12 protein-coding genes are annotated in these 15,451 nt (G+C 45.0%); 7 read left to right on the top strand and 5 right to left on the bottom strand.

Going from position 1 to position 15,451, the window contains the following annotated elements; all coding sequences use genetic code 11:
• Positions 1-284: 284 nt before the first annotated feature.
• Together pta and R8269_RS15135 are read right to left on the bottom strand one after the other, a co-directional pair.
• A complete protein-coding gene (gene pta / locus R8269_RS15140; RefSeq protein WP_005380805.1) occupies positions 285-2,429 on the bottom strand; it encodes a phosphate acetyltransferase in 2,145 nt (714 codons plus the stop codon).
• 136 nt (positions 2,430-2,565) lie between these two features.
• Entirely contained in the window at positions 2,566-3,762 is a 1,197-nt protein-coding gene (locus R8269_RS15135) for an acetate kinase (protein WP_005380807.1), read from the bottom strand.
• A gap of 346 nt (positions 3,763-4,108) precedes the next feature.
• On the opposite strand from R8269_RS15135, the gene yfbV reads away from it, so the two are divergent.
• From yfbV to R8269_RS15105, 6 genes are all read left to right on the top strand, one after another.
• Positions 4,109-4,561, top strand: coding sequence for a terminus macrodomain insulation protein YfbV (yfbV, locus tag R8269_RS15130; RefSeq protein ID WP_005380809.1), 453 nt, complete (start codon positions 4,109-4,111; stop codon positions 4,559-4,561).
• Positions 4,562-4,891: 330 nt separating this feature from the next.
• Positions 4,892-5,857 carry an ABC transporter substrate-binding protein gene (locus R8269_RS15125; protein WP_005380811.1) on the top strand — a complete coding sequence of 322 codons (966 nt, stop codon included), beginning with the start codon at positions 4,892-4,894 and terminating at the stop codon, positions 5,855-5,857.
• A 174-nt stretch (positions 5,858-6,031) separates the two neighbouring features.
• Positions 6,032-6,967, top strand: coding sequence for an ABC transporter permease (locus R8269_RS15120; RefSeq protein ID WP_005380812.1), 936 nt, complete (start codon positions 6,032-6,034; stop codon positions 6,965-6,967).
• On the top strand, positions 6,964-7,758 hold the full coding sequence (locus tag R8269_RS15115) for an ABC transporter ATP-binding protein (RefSeq protein WP_005380813.1): 795 nt from the start codon (positions 6,964-6,966) through the stop codon (positions 7,756-7,758). Before R8269_RS15120 ends, R8269_RS15115 begins: the two co-directional genes overlap by 4 nt.
• Before the next feature lie 141 nt (positions 7,759-7,899).
• Positions 7,900-9,726, top strand: coding sequence for a maltodextrin glucosidase (gene malZ, locus R8269_RS15110; RefSeq protein ID WP_047103445.1), 1,827 nt, complete (start codon positions 7,900-7,902; stop codon positions 9,724-9,726).
• Between the two features lie 174 nt (positions 9,727-9,900).
• Positions 9,901-11,361, top strand: a complete 1,461-nt coding sequence (locus tag R8269_RS15105) for a sensor domain-containing diguanylate cyclase (protein WP_005387278.1) — start codon at positions 9,901-9,903, stop codon at positions 11,359-11,361.
• 50 nt (positions 11,362-11,411) lie between these two features.
• On the opposite strand, the gene dusC is transcribed toward R8269_RS15105, so the two are convergent.
• Complete coding sequence (gene dusC, locus R8269_RS15100; RefSeq protein ID WP_047103443.1) at positions 11,412-12,371, bottom strand: tRNA dihydrouridine(16) synthase DusC; 960 nt, start codon at positions 12,369-12,371, stop codon at positions 11,412-11,414.
• A 170-nt stretch (positions 12,372-12,541) separates the two neighbouring features.
• Between dusC and R8269_RS15095 the strand changes: the two genes are divergently transcribed.
• A complete protein-coding gene (locus R8269_RS15095; RefSeq protein WP_005380818.1) occupies positions 12,542-13,159 on the top strand; it encodes a YecA family protein in 618 nt (205 codons plus the stop codon).
• A gap of 79 nt (positions 13,160-13,238) precedes the next feature.
• Here the strand turns inward: R8269_RS15095 and dsbB are convergent, their stop codons facing one another.
• Together dsbB and nhaB are read right to left on the bottom strand one after the other, a co-directional pair.
• Positions 13,239-13,775 (bottom strand): disulfide bond formation protein DsbB, encoded by a 537-nt coding sequence (gene dsbB, locus R8269_RS15090; RefSeq protein ID WP_047103441.1) that lies wholly within the window; start codon positions 13,773-13,775, stop codon positions 13,239-13,241.
• A gap of 83 nt (positions 13,776-13,858) precedes the next feature.
• A complete protein-coding gene (nhaB, locus tag R8269_RS15085) occupies positions 13,859-15,445 on the bottom strand; it encodes a Na(+)/H(+) antiporter NhaB (protein WP_005380822.1) in 1,587 nt (528 codons plus the stop codon).
• Between the last annotated feature and the right edge of the window lie 6 nt (positions 15,446-15,451).

Here is a 15,451-nt window from a genome sequence, read left to right as displayed (position 1 = left end):
AGCAAAAAAGTTTAGCTAAAACGTAAATAATGTCGATAAATTGAACAGGGACCGTGCTGCTTTGGAGCCAATACATTTTGAGGAGTGGGTCAATCGGTGTAAGAACAAGCACGAGCAATGTCGATTAGGTATGGGGGGCGATAGGGAGAAAAGCTTTGTGCACCAGTAATTATAGGTTGTGCAGTGATTGGTATAAAAAACAAATAAGTGTTCTGGCCAGCAATAGAAAAGCCCTCGATGAATCGAGGGCTTTGTATCTATATCCAACTAGATGTCAGAAGCGATTATTTAGCTTCTTGGTCTGCTTGGATAGCTGTTAGAGCGATGGTGTACACGATGTCGTCTACTAGCGCGCCACGAGACAAGTCGTTTACAGGCTTACGCATACCTTGCAGCATTGGACCGATAGATACTAGGTCAGCTGAACGTTGTACCGCTTTGTAAGTTGTGTTACCCGTGTTTAGGTCTGGGAATACAAATACTGTCGCTTTACCTGCAACTGGAGAGTTTGGTGCTTTAGAAGCAGCAACGTTTTCCATAATAGCAGCGTCGTACTGTAGAGGACCGTCAATGATAAGATCAGGACGTTTCTCTTGAGCCAGTTTTGTTGCTTCACGTACTTTATCAACGTCTGCACCCTTACCAGATTCACCAGTAGAGTAAGAGATCATTGCAACGCGTGGTTCGATACCAAATGCTGCTGCAGAGTCAGCAGATTGGATAGCGATTTCAGCAAGCTGTTCAGCAGTTGGATCTGGGTTGATTGCACAGTCACCGTAAACCAGTACTTGATCAGGCAGAAGCATGAAGAATACTGAAGATACGATAGACGCATTTGGTGCCGTCTTGATGATTTGGAACGGAGGAACGATAGTGTTCGCCGTAGTGTGAACAGCACCAGAAACTAGGCCGTCAACTTCGTCGTTCTCAAGCATCATTGTGCCTAGGAATACTGAATCTTGTAGCTTCTCACGAGCCACAACTTCAGTCATGCCTTTCGCACCGCGCAACTCAACTAGGCGAGCAACGTAGTTTTCACGAACAGCATCTGCATCAATGATGGTTACACCAGTACCTAGCTCAACGCCTTGTTGAGCCGCTACGCGACGGATTTCATCTGGGTTACCTAGAAGTACACAGTCTGCAATGCCGCGTTCAGCACAGATCGCTGCTGCTTTAACTGTGCGTGGTTCGTCACCTTCTGGAAGAACGATACGCTTACCTGCTTTACGAGCAAGTTCAGTTAGCTGGTAACGGAACGCTGGTGGGCTTAGACGACGAGACTTCTGAGTGCCTTCAGTCATAGACTCGATCCAGTTACCGTCGATGTGGCCAGCAACGTGTTCGTTGATGAACTCGATACGCTCTTTATCGTCTGCAGGTACTTCGATGCTGAAGCTCTGTAGGTTTAGAGACGTTTGCCAAGTGTTACCTTGTGCTTTGAAGATAGGTAGACCAGTGTCGAATGCTGGTTTACATAGGCCTTCGATTTCGCTAGGGATATCGTAACCGCCAGTTAGCAGTACTGCACCAATATCCACACCGTTCATTGCAGCAAGAGAAGCAGCAACGATAACATCAGGACGGTCTGCAGAAGTAACAAGTAGAGAGCCCGGTTTGAAGTGCTCAATCATGTTTGGCAGAGAACGTGCACAGAAAGTGATGCTCTTGATGCGACGAGTGTTGATGTCACCTTCGTTGATGATATCTGCTTTCAGGTGCTTAGCCATGTCGATTGCACGAGTCGCAATCAGATCAATGCTCCATGGCACACAACCTAGTACACGAATTGGAGAAGTGTTGAAAATTTCCATCACTTTCAATTCGTTTTGTTTCGCGCTGTCTGCATCGTCAAAGATTTCAGATAGGTCAGGGCGAGTACGGCCAGCTTCGTCAACAGGAGCGTTTAGCTTGTTGATGATAACACCAGAGATGTTTTTGTTTTTAGTGCCGCCGAAGTTAGAACATGCTACTTCGATACGCTCTTTCAGTTGTGCAGGGTTATCAGTACCTGGAGTCGCAACTAGCACGATTTCTGCACCAAGTGTTGCCGCGATTTCCGCGTTTACTTGGTTTGCAAATGGGTGCTTACGAGTAGGTACAAGACCTTCGATTAGCGTAACGTCTGCGTCTTTGTTGATTTGGTTGTAACGTTCAACAACGGTTTCTAGCAGCTCGTCCATGTTGTCGTTACCGATTAGGCTTTCAGCAACAGACATCGCCATTGGTTCACCGATCTTCATATCGCTGTTACGACCAACGATAGTTGAAGTCAGATCTGGTTGATCACCACCTGAACGTGGCTGACAGATTGGCTTGTAGAAAGAAACTTTAACGCCTTTACGCTCCATAGCGCGAAGAACACCCATGCTAACGCTTGTTAGGCCAACGCCTGCGCTAGTAGGGATAAGCATAATAGTACGAGACATTCGTAGAGTACCTTTAGCTATTTGGGGGATAAAAGCTCAACTCTTATTCCATGAAGCTCGAAGAATAGGAGTTGAGCCCCTAAGAAATTCGTTTGAATGAAAATCTGGCTAGCCGAGTGGCTAGCCAGGAATTCAATTAAAGACCTGTCAGGCGAGCAGTGTCTTCAGCGATGACTAGCTCTTCGTTAGTAGAGATAACCATTGCAGGGATACGGCTGTTTTCAGTCGTGATAACGCCTTCGCCGCCGAAGCGAGCTTTAAGGTTAGCTTCGCTATCTACTTCGATACCGAAGATGCCAAGACGGTTTAGAACCATTTCACGGATAGGGCCAGAGTTCTCGCCGATACCGCCAGTGAAAGTGATTGCGTCTAGACGGCCTTCCATTGAAGCAGTGTAGCCAGCAACGTATTTAGCTAGACGGTGGCAGAACACGTCCATTGCGCGTGTTGCTTCTTCTTTTTGACCGTAGTTGTCTTCAACGAAACGACAGTCAGAAGTCACTTCAGTTAGACCTTGAAGACCAGATTCTTTAGTTAGCATCGTGTTGATTTGATCAACAGAGTAACCTAGAGCGTCGTGTAGGTGGAAGACGATAGCAGGGTCGATGTCGCCACAGCGAGTACCCATTACCAGACCTTCAAGTGGAGTAAGACCCATAGAAGTGTCTACAGATTGACCGTTCTTGATCGCACATACAGATGCGCCGTTACCTAGGTGACAGTTGATGATGTTTACTTCTTCAACTGGTTTGTTTAGTAGGCCTGCAACTTCACGAGTGATGAACAAGTGAGAAGTACCGTGCATGCCGTAACGACGGATACCGTGTTCTTTGTATAGGTTGTATGGAAGAGCGTATAGGTAAGACTCTTCAGGCATAGTTTGGTGGAACGCAGTGTCAAATACAGCAACGTTTTTCAGCTCTGGGAAGTTTTTCTTAGCCGCTTCGATACCGATGATGTGAGCAGGGTTATGAAGAGGTGCAAATGTTGCAGCGTCTTGAATACCTTTTAGAACTTCATCAGTAATTAGTGCAGATTGAGTGAACTGCTCGCCGCCGTGAACGATACGGTGACCGATTGCGCCTAGGTTAGCTTTAAGCTCTGGCTTAGAAGCAAGAATAGTTTCTACCATAAACGCTAGTGCTTCTTCGTGAGCTGCACCATTGCCTAGTTGAGCTTCGTGCTTGCCATCAAGTTTCCACTTGATGCGAGCTTCAGGAAGGTGAAGACACTCAGCAAGACCTGACAAGTGCTCGTCGCCGTTCTCGGCATCAACAACGGCAAATTTAAGAGAAGAACTACCGCAGTTTAAAACTAAAACTAGCTTAGACATGTATGACTACCTGTTATTCGTCTGATAAAAAATCAGTTAAAGAATGAAAAATTAATCACAAGAATAGCCGATACCCAGAAGGCTGCGTACTAATCCTGGTCAAAAATTGTTCTAATTCCATATAAAGAAATAGTGATGAACCCTTCCATCACTATGATGCGATCCGTGCAGATAGATATCTCGGAGTTGCTTAAATTGTAAATAACAGCAACAATGAGATTGAGGGTCTGCAAAGGATAGCGATAATAAGCAATGATAACAAAAAAAATTTGAAAGAATATTAACTTTCATCAATTTTTTGTACCTTCAGTTGAAATGTTCAACTATTTTTTAGTGAGAGAGCGGTATGAGTAATAAAGTCGGATTGATCCATAGCCTGAAAGATGGCCAGAATTACATGGAGATCTGGCCAGTTCGTAAAGAGCTAAGCGCCATATTTCCGGAACAGCGTATCATTAAGGCGACTCGCTTTGGCATTAAAGTCATGCCGGCCGTTGCTGCGATCAGCGTACTCACTCAAATGGCATTCAACAATTACCACGCGTTACCTCAATCCATTGTTGTTGCCTTGTTTGCGATTAGCTTGCCACTTCAAGGCATTTGGTGGCTTGGTGCTCGATCCAACACGAAATTGCCGCCTTCTTTGGCCTCTTGGTATCGGGAGTTGCATCAAAAAATTGTGGAAACAGGTTTTGCATTAGAGCCTGTCAAAGCTCGCCCTCGTTACAAAGAGCTTGCGATAATACTGAACCGAGCGTTTCGCCAGCTCGATAAATCGTCATTAGAGCGTTGGTTCTAATTTAAATTGTTTGAAATGGAGTGTGCACTGGCCGCTCCATTTTTGATCCTGCCTCTATTACCTACTTTGACGGTCGTTGATGAAGCGAGCGAAGCTTTGTTTACCAAAGATTCTTTCCGGATGAAGAAGTCCCCCCGATCACAAATGTTGCTTTAGTGTTAAATCTTTCTTTTCTTTACTAAGACTTAGTAGTAATAATAAAAACAAGATGCGCAAGAAGTGCACAGTTATATGAACACAACAATACCGCCTTCAAACATTTGAATTCACGAGTCGATACACATATTGAAAGCTCGTGAAACAAGGACGAAGTCACATCAAGGAGTTATGATGAAAACGAAACGTTTATTAGCCACTGCCGTTCTATCAGCTACTGCTATTTTCTCTTCTACCAATGTACTGGCCGCCACTGCAACTGTCGCAGTTTCACAGATTGTCGAACACCCGGCGTTAGACGCGACGCGTCAAGGATTGCTTGATGGTTTGAAAGCGAAAGGCTACGAAGAAGGCAAAAATCTAGAATTTGATTATAAGACCGCACAGGGTAATCCAGCGATTGCGGTGCAAATTGCCCGTCAGTACGTCGGCGAAAATCCTGATGTGTTAGTTGGCATCGCGACACCTTCGGCACAAGCCTTGGTGTCGGCTACTCGCTCTATTCCTGTTGTCTTTACTGCGGTAACAGATCCGGTTGGTGCGAAATTGGTTAAGTCGATGGAACAACCAGGCAAAAACGTAACTGGCCTGTCTGATCTTTCACCCGTTGCTCAGCATGTCGATCTCATCCAAGAAATTCTTCCTCAGGTGAAAAGCATCGGGGTTGTATTTAATCCCGGTGAAGCTAATGCCGTGACTTTAGTTGAATTACTAAAAGAAAGCGCAAAAGCAAAAGGCATACAAGTGGTTGAAGCGACCGCACTAAAAAGTGCTGATGTTCAGTCTGCGACTCAAGCGATTGCAGCGAAATCAGACATTCTTTACGCCCCAACAGACAATACAGTTGCAAGTGCGATTGAAGGGATGATTGTTGCAGCGAATCAAGCGAAGAAACCTGTATTTGGTGGCGCGACGTCGTATGTCGAAAAGGGTGCAATTGCAGGCTTAGGTTTTGACTACTATCAGGTTGGTGTACAAACCGCGGATTACGTGGCGGCGATTCTTGATGGTCAAGAACCAGGCAAGCTGGATGTAAAAGTCGCGACGGGCTCTGACCTTGTAATTAATGAAAGCGCAGCATCTAAGCTCGGTATCAAGCTGCCAAGTTCTGTGATTGAACGTGCGACAAGCATGCAATAAGTAACGCTTTTTGGGGTTAAGCCTGTCACGTTGGTTGATAGAGGCTTGCCCCAAAACTGATACTCTCCAGATTTCTCGTGTAAAGCATTCTGCTAGAGAAGAAGGGGAGTATACGTTAGAAGTCTTAAGTTCAGGTTGGTATTAGCCAGCCTGAGCATGCAGAAAGGAGCAGTTATGTCTGCATTTGCTTTTTTTGGTGCACTCGAAATTGGCTTGATTTATGGCCTAGTCGCTCTGGGTGTGTATCTTACGTTCCGTGTTCTCGATTTCCCCGATTTGAGTGTGGATGGCAGCTTTCCAATGGGAGCGGCGGTGGCTGCAACGGCGATTGTCGCAGGTATTAATCCTTGGCTTGCGACAATAATGGCGATGATAGCTGGTAGTATGACGGGGTGGGTAACCGCTTTTCTGGCTGTTCGGTGTGGTATTTTACACCTGTTAGCTTCCATTCTTACCATGATCGCTGCATTTTCAATTAATATTCGTATTATGGGCAAACCTAATATGGCGCTGCTTGGAGAGGATACGATTCTCACTCCGTTTGAAGCATTGGGCGATGCGATGTTTATTCGCCCTCTGGTTGTTGGGGCCTTAGTTCTTCTGTCCGCTTTCTTTGTCATTCGCCTGCTGAACAGCGACTTTGGTCTTGGTTTACGAGCCACGGGTGTGAATGCGCGTATGGTTTCTGCGCAAGGGGCGAGCACTGGCTTTTATACCTACTTTGGCTTGGCTTTATCCAACGGGTTTGTGGGATTCGCAGGCGCGTTGTTTGCACAAACGAACAGCTTTGCGGATGTGACCTCTGGCGTGGGCACCATTGTCGTTGGTTTGGCAGCTGTGATTTTGGGGCAGACCCTTATTCCCGGGCGCAAGATTTGGGTTGCGGTGTTTGCGGTCATCATCGGTTCGGTACTTTATCGCCTTGCAGTAGCTTTCGCTTTGAGTTCTGGCATGTTTGGTTTACAAGCTTCAGACCTCAACCTTGTTACCGCAGTATTGGTGGCTGTGGCGCTTATTGCTCCAAAGCTAAAACAGAGCATGAGAGCGAAACAACGCGTTACTGATGCTAAACAAGCGGCATCAAAAAATGGTTCTGGGGAGGCATTATGATCGAACTAAATAATATTCAGGTCACGTTCAACCCTGGGACGATTTTGGAAAATCGTGCATTGAAAGGCGTCTCTTTAGAGGTTCCAGATCATCAATTTCTTACCGTGATTGGTTCTAATGGCGCAGGAAAATCGACGTTGCTTGGTGCGGTGACAGGTGAGACGCCGATGATAGGTGGTCAGGTTATCATTGACGGCAAAGACGTCACCAAGCAGACGGTTGCCCAACGTGCGACGCAATGCGCCCGAGTGTTTCAAGATCCATTGGCCGGGACTTGTGGTGAACTTACGATAGAAGAGAACATGGCTCTAGCGCACATGCGTGGTAAAAAACGCAGCTGGGGGTTGGCGCTCTCTACTAAACGTCGCAAGCTGTTCCAAGAGCGAATTAGCATCCTCGGTCTTGGTTTAGAAGACCGCTTGGGCGATAGCATTGGGTTGCTGTCTGGTGGACAACGACAAGCCGTTAGCCTTGTGATGGCGACGTTATCGGAGAGTAAGCTGTTATTGCTTGATGAACACACGGCTGCGCTTGATCCTCGTATGGCGGCGTTTGTTATCGACTTAACTAAACGTATTGTCGATGAGTTCGATTTAACAGTGATGATGGTGACGCATTCGATGAAAGACGCATTAGCATGTGGCGATAGGACCGTAATGCTTCACCAAGGTGAAATTGTGCTTGATGTGGCTGGAGAGCAGCGCGCTAACATGCAAGTACCAGACTTGTTGGATATGTTCTCCAAAGTGCGTGGTGAAGAGCTGGCAGATGACAGTCTCTTGTTGAACTAAGCGGTATCCGACAAGTCACTACGCCTACTAAGTGTGATCCTCCTTGGGAAAATTGGCTGATATGTCAACTCGCAAGGAGGATTTCTTGTCTCTAATTCTTCAATAACATAGTGGCATATCCGATGACGAGGAGTGCCCATAATGAACCTGCCATTTATTTTTCATAGTCAAACTATTGATGGTTTAGCTTTTAATGACGAGCAAGTTACAGTCAGACTGAAAACCGAGACATTGGATTTTGATTCCGTCTATGTGCGTATTGAGCCGGACAATGAAGAATATCTGGTCGATATGGCTCAAGTAGGAACAGCTGGTGAATTATTACTATGGGAGGCATCGTTTCGACCAAATCAAGATCGAGATGTCACACATTATGTGTTTAAGCTCCTCAAAGACGGACAACAATACTGGCTCGATGCACGAGGCGTACAAAAGCGTATTCCACCCAAAGAGTTCCACTTTAAGTTGAATGTAGAGCATCAACCACCAAGCTGGGTCCAAGAGCAAGTTTTCTATCAAATCTTTCCTGACCGTTTTTCTGCTAGTAAAAGTGAGTCTGATATTCGCCACGCTTATGCTCAGTATGATTCTGCATCGATCGTCAAGGCGTGGGGAGATGCGGTAGGCTCTCACCAAAATACCGGGGCACGTGAATTCTTTGGCGGCGACCTCAAAGGTGTGGAGCAAAAGTTGGACTATCTTGAACAGCTCGGCGTTACTGCGCTTTATTTTAATCCGATCTTTTCTTCACCAAGTAATCATAAATACGACACCACTGATTACTTCACTGTTGACCCTATGTTCGGCACCAACGATCAGTTTGCTGAACTGTGTGAGAAAATCCGTGGTAAGAATATGAAGATTGTCTTAGACGCGGTGTTTAACCACACGTCAGTGCATCATCCTTGGTTTGATATCCAACAAAAAGGAGAAGGAGCATATGGCAATCCGCAGTCAAAGCTCCGTGATTACTACTTTTTCGAAGGCGAAACCAATCACTACATTGGTTGGAAAGGCATTGGTAACTTACCGGTTCTGAACTTCGAAAATGAACAGGTGCGCGACTACATCTACCAAAGTGAAGATTCTGTCATCAAGTATTGGCTGAAGCCACCGTACTTGGTTGATGGCTGGCGGTTTGATGTAATCCATATGCTTGGCGAAGGGGACGGCGCGAAAAACAATGCTCATTATGTGGCAGCGTTTCGTCATGCAACTAAGTCAGTAAACCCGAATGCTTATGTGTTAGGTGAGCACTTTTTTGAAGCAACGCAGTGGTTGCAAGGTGATCAAGAGGATGGGGCGATGAACTACTACGGTTTTGCTCATCCAGTCCGAGCTTTTATCGCACGACAAGACATTATGTACGATCCAATCAACATTGATGGTTTGGAGTTTAAAGCATGGTTGGACGAAGCCAGAGCAAAAATCCCATTTTCGAATCAGCTATCGCAGCTAAATCAACTCGATAGTCACGATACTGCTCGGTTTATCACATTGGTTGATGGTGATAAGCGTAAAATGAACATCGCGCTAGCAATGCTTATGACTTACGTTGGCACGCCTTGTATTTACTATGGGAGTGAAGTCGGTCTAGAAGGAGGGCTAGACCCGGATAATCGTCGTTGTTTTCCTTGGAATGAAATTGAAAGTTCACAATGGCTATCGCTTTACCAACAATGGATCAAGATACGTAAACAATGTAAGCCTTTACAGTCGGGCTGTATTCAATGGCTGCATTGCACTAACAACCAGTTGGCGTACGCACGTGTACTGGGTCGTGAAGCAGTCGTTGTTATGATTAATCTCAGTGGTAATGAATGTTCAATCGATTTACCTATGTGGCAACTGGGCTTGGAGGTTAGCCAAGTTATATCGTTGTTAGATGACACAGAACAGGTTGATTATAAAGGTCATATCTCTGTCAATATGTCGGCACAGAGCTGCAAATTATGGCGACTAAAGTGACACCACACTCTATATTGATTAAACTCCTTTAATATATAAACGGTCTCAAACAGCGCGCACACATTTGTTTGGTCTCTTGTTATCTGGTGCTGCATTGCATGCGTCACCAGATAACGAGTATCAATTTAATAGCAGTCATAAGAGACTATTGACCTTTCATATGCATGGTACTCAATGGTAAACCAAAGGCGATTTAGCCTCTCATTTGTCATCTTTTTTCCTCTGGCGTTATTTGTAGTGGTTTTACTCGTGACAACGAAAAATTACTATGATGCGGTTAACCGCTATATCGATTCTGAGTATTCGCGTATCGAGCGTGCAATGTCTCGCGGTATTAAAGTACTCACGGCTTTAGATTACAGCTTCACCAACTATACCAATTACGCTAACCCACTGTTTGAAGAACATAATTCTTTAGTCAAAGAAGGGCTTTGTTATCTTTGGCCTATAGATGTGTTATTACTCGAAAGTGTTTATAGTGAAGGGTTACCTGCGGTTGACCTTGATTATATGATCGTAGGGGATGAAAGCTTATGTCAGCAAGGTTCAACGATTAACCAGTTAGCTGAACAAAAGGCGGGTTTTGCGCCGTCATTGTCATTTCTGCACGATATTGAATCGCACATTGTTGGAATCCATTACATTGACAAGCGCGGTTACGTTATCTCCTCACCCGATACCTACGCAAAAAATTTCACTAGAGAGCTTTTGTCAACGCTAAAAGCCCGACCTTTTTGGCAAAAAACCGCGCAAGATAAAGTGAACATTACCTTGGCTGGACCAGGGCCTGTGTTGGACTCGATGGAAGGTCAAGTCATTAGTATGACGGTACCCGTCTATGAGAAAGGAGAACATCAAGGTGTTTTGTCTATTGATTTCGACATCAATACGCTCATGGCTTCGTCGCTAGGTCTTGTTGGTCAGTTTCATTTGGTTTCCAATTTACAATCCATTCCTTCAAACAGTACACGAATCAAACCAGTCGAATTAGAGCGATTGAGTGCGAATCACAGCATGTACTACGAGTACAACCTTTGGGATGAAGCTAAGAACCTAGCGGTTTTTGAAAAATACAGCCTTATTGTCGCACTATTTATTTACGTGCTGAGTACCGTCGTCTTGTTCTATGTGAATATGCATAGCGAGCGACGTTACTTTAAAGAACTGGCAGCAAGAGACCCAATGACCAGCTTATTGAATCGTCGAGGTATGCAAACCGTGTGGCGTAATAAGATGACAAAAAAACAGGTTGCTTTAGCAGTGTTCGATATTGATAACTTCAAGAAGATCAACGACACCTATGGTCATGATGTCGGTGATTCTGCAATTCAGCTTGTTGCAAAATGTATACGTGAAAATATTCGCCATACCGATGTTGCCTCAAGGTTTGGTGGCGAAGAGTTCGTTTTAGCTATTTATGACGAAGATTCAGAAGGCATTAAACTCATTTTAGACAGAGTAAAAAAAGCCATAGATGAGCGCTCGATACGCGTAACGAAAGAAGGCTTTACGATCTCTGGCGGTGTGGTGTTTAGTAAAGAGAGCCGAGTAGAAAACTTTGATGAATTGTTTAAAGCGGCGGATGAAAAGTTATATCAAGCCAAAAGTACCGGCAAAAATAAGATCTGTTACTAGGATTTAGGTACAAAAAAGGACGAGATATTCGTCCTTTTTGTGTTCGGGAATTATGCAACCTGAGAGTTTAAGTCATCGCGGTAGCGTTGAATATGCTCAACAATTGGTGCGGCTTTGTTGAACGTTCTGATTTCTCTAAATAGGTCTTTTGCTTCAGGATAAGCTTGACGTAAGTAAGAGAACCATTGTTTTACGCGGTTTGGGTAATACAAGCCTTTATCGCCTTTCATCTCAAACTTGGAGTAATAGATGAGCAACTCAACCACCTCGGGCCATGACATTGGCTGGTGGTTATGTTTTACCATATTGCCTAAGTTAGGGATATTGAAAGCGCCTCGGCACACCATCAAAGAGCTAACGCCAGTCGTTTCAATGCAACGTTGACCGTCTTCATAATTCCAAATTTCGCCATTCGCAATCAGTGGGATATCAAAACGTTCACGAATTTGGTTGATGTAATCCCATTTTATCTCAGAAGCTTTATAACCACCTTGTTTAGTACGTGCGTGTACGGTCAGTTCATTTGCGCCAGCAGACTGAATGGCATCGACAATTTCAAAGCAATCTTCAGGGTTCTCCCAGCCAAGACGAATTTTTGCAGTTACGGGAATGGCTTCTGGAACGGCTTCTCGACAAGCTTTAACCACACGGTGAATGAGCTCTGGATGTTGGAGTAGCGCTGCTCCACCTTTACTTTTGTTGACCATTTTGGCTGGGCAACCAAAGTTTATATCAATACCTCTGGCGCCAAGGTTTGCCGCTTTAATTGCGTTCTCAGCCATCCAGTTCGGTTCTTGTCCCAACAATTGCACATGTACTGGCACACCAGATGCAGTCTGAGAACCTTGCAACAGCTCTGGGCATAAACGGTGAAACACATGATCGGGTAATAGCTGGTCGATTACGCGAACAAACTCCGTAACACACAGGTCATAGTCGTTTATCTCGGTCAGGATTTGGCGCATCAAATGATCTAAAACGCCTTCCATTGGGCCTAGTACAACTTGCATAGCTTGCCTAATACAGTTTGGTGGTAAAAAGGAGGGCGATTGTAGCGATGTAAGTTAAGTTTGTCATTAAAAGAGTCGAAGCGCCCAATGCAGTCAAACACACAACGTTAGGTTACGTGCTTTTGAGCTCTGAGGTATAATGCCGCCAAATTTATGGGAAACCAGATGTCATGCAATACACATTGATTGAAAAAGGTGAAGTTCACGTCGATGAATCTTGCCTATTTATCGAAGGCGCAGTGTTAGCTGCGAATCTGACGACAAAACCACTCGCTCCTGAAAAGTGGTTAGAGCCGCTATTAGGTGAGGGATTCAAAGCGATTCAACCAGCTGTGGAAGAGCAAATTCACAAGCAGCATAACCGAATTCAACGAAACGAATATTCCGTGCTAGAGCTAACAGGCAAAGAACCTGAACAACTTGCTGATTTTGCCGAAGGCTTTATGTCTGTTTGGCCAATGATTGAAGAACAGTGGCAAGACGTTGAGCTCAATGATGGATTACAGCGTATGCTGCAAGCATTACTGACCACTTTGATGCTGGCGATCGATGAGCCAGCAACGCAGCAACAGATGCGTGACGCAGGTATTGAAACGCCACCGGCCCTGACAGATTTAGTCGACCAGCTTGATTTAATGGTCGGTGAAGTCGCGCTGGGCGCGGATGAGTTGATGGTAGGCAATAAAGCTCAAAGCCTAAACCCATTCAAAGGTATCGGGCGCAATGATCCCTGTCCTTGTGAGAGCGGAAAAAAATTCAAGCAGTGCTGTGGTCAATCACGCGGCTAAGTCGAATCGCCGCGCTATCCACTTAACAAAAAGCCGACCAGATGGTCGGCTTTTTGTTAATTTTTACGCGTCAGTAGGATTAACGAATTGGATTAACGCGTTTTGCAGGGAAGAATTGTGCAATTACAATTAATGCCAAAGCGATTAAATTGCCTGCAAAAATTACGACTAACCATTGTGGCATTGATAAATCAAGGAACTGCCATACAACCTTAGAGCAATCACCATATGCTTCAAACATCCAAGGAACCCACTGATTGAGCTGAGCCCAGCTAGGGAATGTGACGAATAAATCGCAAGTCGCGAATGGTGATGGATTAAACTGGTAGTCAACGTGCTGCATTGCAAGTAACAAACCCTTGTAAGCACTTAATCCCCAGCCTATCAAACCTAGCCAGCGGAAAATTGGGTTCTTGGGTGCCAATATACCAACCATTGCAGCGACGCCCACTCCCATCATCGCGACTCTTTCATAAATACACATGACACATGGTGCAAGCATCATGACGTGCTGAAAATAGAGGGCACATGCTTCAAAGAAAACGACGAATAGCAGAAGCAGTAGCCACGATAAACGTCCCTTTGAAAACTGGTTAAGTGAATTTAAAATAGTCACGTTTTTGTTCCTGTCTGAAATAGAAAAAGCTCTGAATACTCAGAGCTTTTTATCGTGGATAAGTTTCCTAATCAACTCAAATTTTAGTGACCACCGGATACTACGGGAGTCAGATCACCACTATGAGGTAAAATCCAACCAGCTTCGTAGAAAGAAGCTGTTGCAGGCTCTAGGAAGAACATGATTCCCATCAGACCGACAATCGCAAGAACGACGGTGTAAGGCAGCGCCATGATAACCATTCGACCGTAAGACAGACGAATTAATGGAGCGAGAGCCGATGTGAGTAAGAATAGGAATGCCGCTTGACCGTTTGGCGTTGCAACAGAAGGCAGGTTAGTACCAGTATTGATTGCCACCGCCAGTAAGTCGAACTGATCACGAGTAATGAGGCCCTCAATGAGTGCAGTTTTTACTTCATTGATGTAAACCGTACCAACGAACACGTTATCCGACACCATAGATAATAAGCCATTCGCCACATAGAACAGAGCTAGCTGAGTACCTTTATCTTCAACGGCAAGCACCGCATCGATGACTGGTTTAAACAGCTCTTGATCAATGATTACAGCAACGATCGAGAAAAATACAGCAAGCAGTGCAGTGAAGGGCAGGGCCTCTTCAAACGCTTTCCCCATGGAGTGCTCTTCAATGACACCAGTAAATGCGGTCGCTAAAATGATCACAGAAAGGCCAATTAAGCCGACAGCCGCTAAGTGCAAAGCGAGTGCAACGATCAACCAAACCGCAATAAGACCTTGAACCCAGAGTTTTGCGACATCTTGATTTGTTCGCGTTTTACGCTCTTCACGGTCAAAATCGACGAGGATCTGACGAACGTTATTAGGAAGCTTCGCGCCGTAGCCAAACACTTTAAGCTTTTCAACTAAAGCACAAGTGATGAGACCACAGAAAAATACAGGTAGTGTCACTGGAGACATACGGATTAGGAATTCACCAAATAACCAACCCGCTTGGTCTGCAATAATTAAGTTTTGAGGTTCACCAACCATCGTGGTTACGCCACCTAAGGCAGTACCTACACCAGCATGCATCAACAAAGAGCGCAAAAAGGCACGATAGTTTTCTAGGTCATCACGCGTTAGTTCAGTGATCGTGTCATCTTGTGTATGGTCATGGTCACCGATAGGGTTACCAGACGCTACTTTGTGATAGATAGAGTAAAAGCCGATCGCCACGCTGATAACAACGGCGATAACCGTCAAGGCATCCAAAAATGCAGATAAAAATGCCGCAGCAAAGCAGAACGCGAGTGATAGAAGGGTTTTAGAGCGAATGCCAAGTAAAATTTTGGTAAAAATGAACAGCAACAGCTGCTTCATGAAGTAGATGCCCGCAACCATAAATACCAGAAGTAGCAGTACTTCGATATTTGCTACTAATTCGTGCTTAACTTGCGCAGGGCTAGTCATGCCGATAGCAATGGCTTCAATAGCAAGTAAACCGCCAGGTTGTAATGGGTAGCATTTTAATGCCATTGCTAGCGTGAAAATAAATTCAGCGACCAACAACCATCCAGCTACAAATGGGTTTATTAGGAAGAATACAATCGGGTTAATTATTAAGAAGGCTATAATGGCAACTTTGTACCAATCAGGCGCTTTACCAAGGAAGTTCTTGATAAAAGCGTTTCCGAGCGATATCGGCATGATAAT

This window comes from Vibrio sp. Vb0667, assembly GCF_033391095.1.
Note: the sequence above shows the minus strand (reverse complement) of the source record. Positions and strands in the feature narration are given on the sequence as shown.

Excerpts from the sequence above, each read along its gene's own strand:
- pta (WP_005380805.1), bottom strand. The coding sequence starts at position 2,429 with ATGTCTCGTACTATTATGCTTATCCCTACTAGCGCAGGCGTTGGCCTA.
- R8269_RS15135 (WP_005380807.1), bottom strand. The coding sequence starts at position 3,762 with ATGTCTAAGCTAGTTTTAGTTTTAAACTGCGGTAGTTCTTCTCTTAAA.
- yfbV (WP_005380809.1), top strand. The coding sequence starts at position 4,109 with ATGAGTAATAAAGTCGGATTGATCCATAGCCTGAAAGATGGCCAGAAT.
- R8269_RS15125 (WP_005380811.1), top strand. The coding sequence starts at position 4,892 with ATGAAAACGAAACGTTTATTAGCCACTGCCGTTCTATCAGCTACTGCT.
- R8269_RS15120 (WP_005380812.1), top strand. The coding sequence starts at position 6,032 with ATGTCTGCATTTGCTTTTTTTGGTGCACTCGAAATTGGCTTGATTTAT.
- R8269_RS15115 (WP_005380813.1), top strand. The coding sequence starts at position 6,964 with ATGATCGAACTAAATAATATTCAGGTCACGTTCAACCCTGGGACGATT.
- malZ (WP_047103445.1), top strand. The coding sequence starts at position 7,900 with ATGAACCTGCCATTTATTTTTCATAGTCAAACTATTGATGGTTTAGCT.
- R8269_RS15105 (WP_005387278.1), top strand. The coding sequence starts at position 9,901 with ATGGTAAACCAAAGGCGATTTAGCCTCTCATTTGTCATCTTTTTTCCT.
- dusC (WP_047103443.1), bottom strand. The coding sequence starts at position 12,371 with ATGCAAGTTGTACTAGGCCCAATGGAAGGCGTTTTAGATCATTTGATG.
- R8269_RS15095 (WP_005380818.1), top strand. The coding sequence starts at position 12,542 with ATGCAATACACATTGATTGAAAAAGGTGAAGTTCACGTCGATGAATCT.
- nhaB (WP_005380822.1), bottom strand. The coding sequence starts at position 15,445 with ATGCCGATATCGCTCGGAAACGCTTTTATCAAGAACTTCCTTGGTAAA.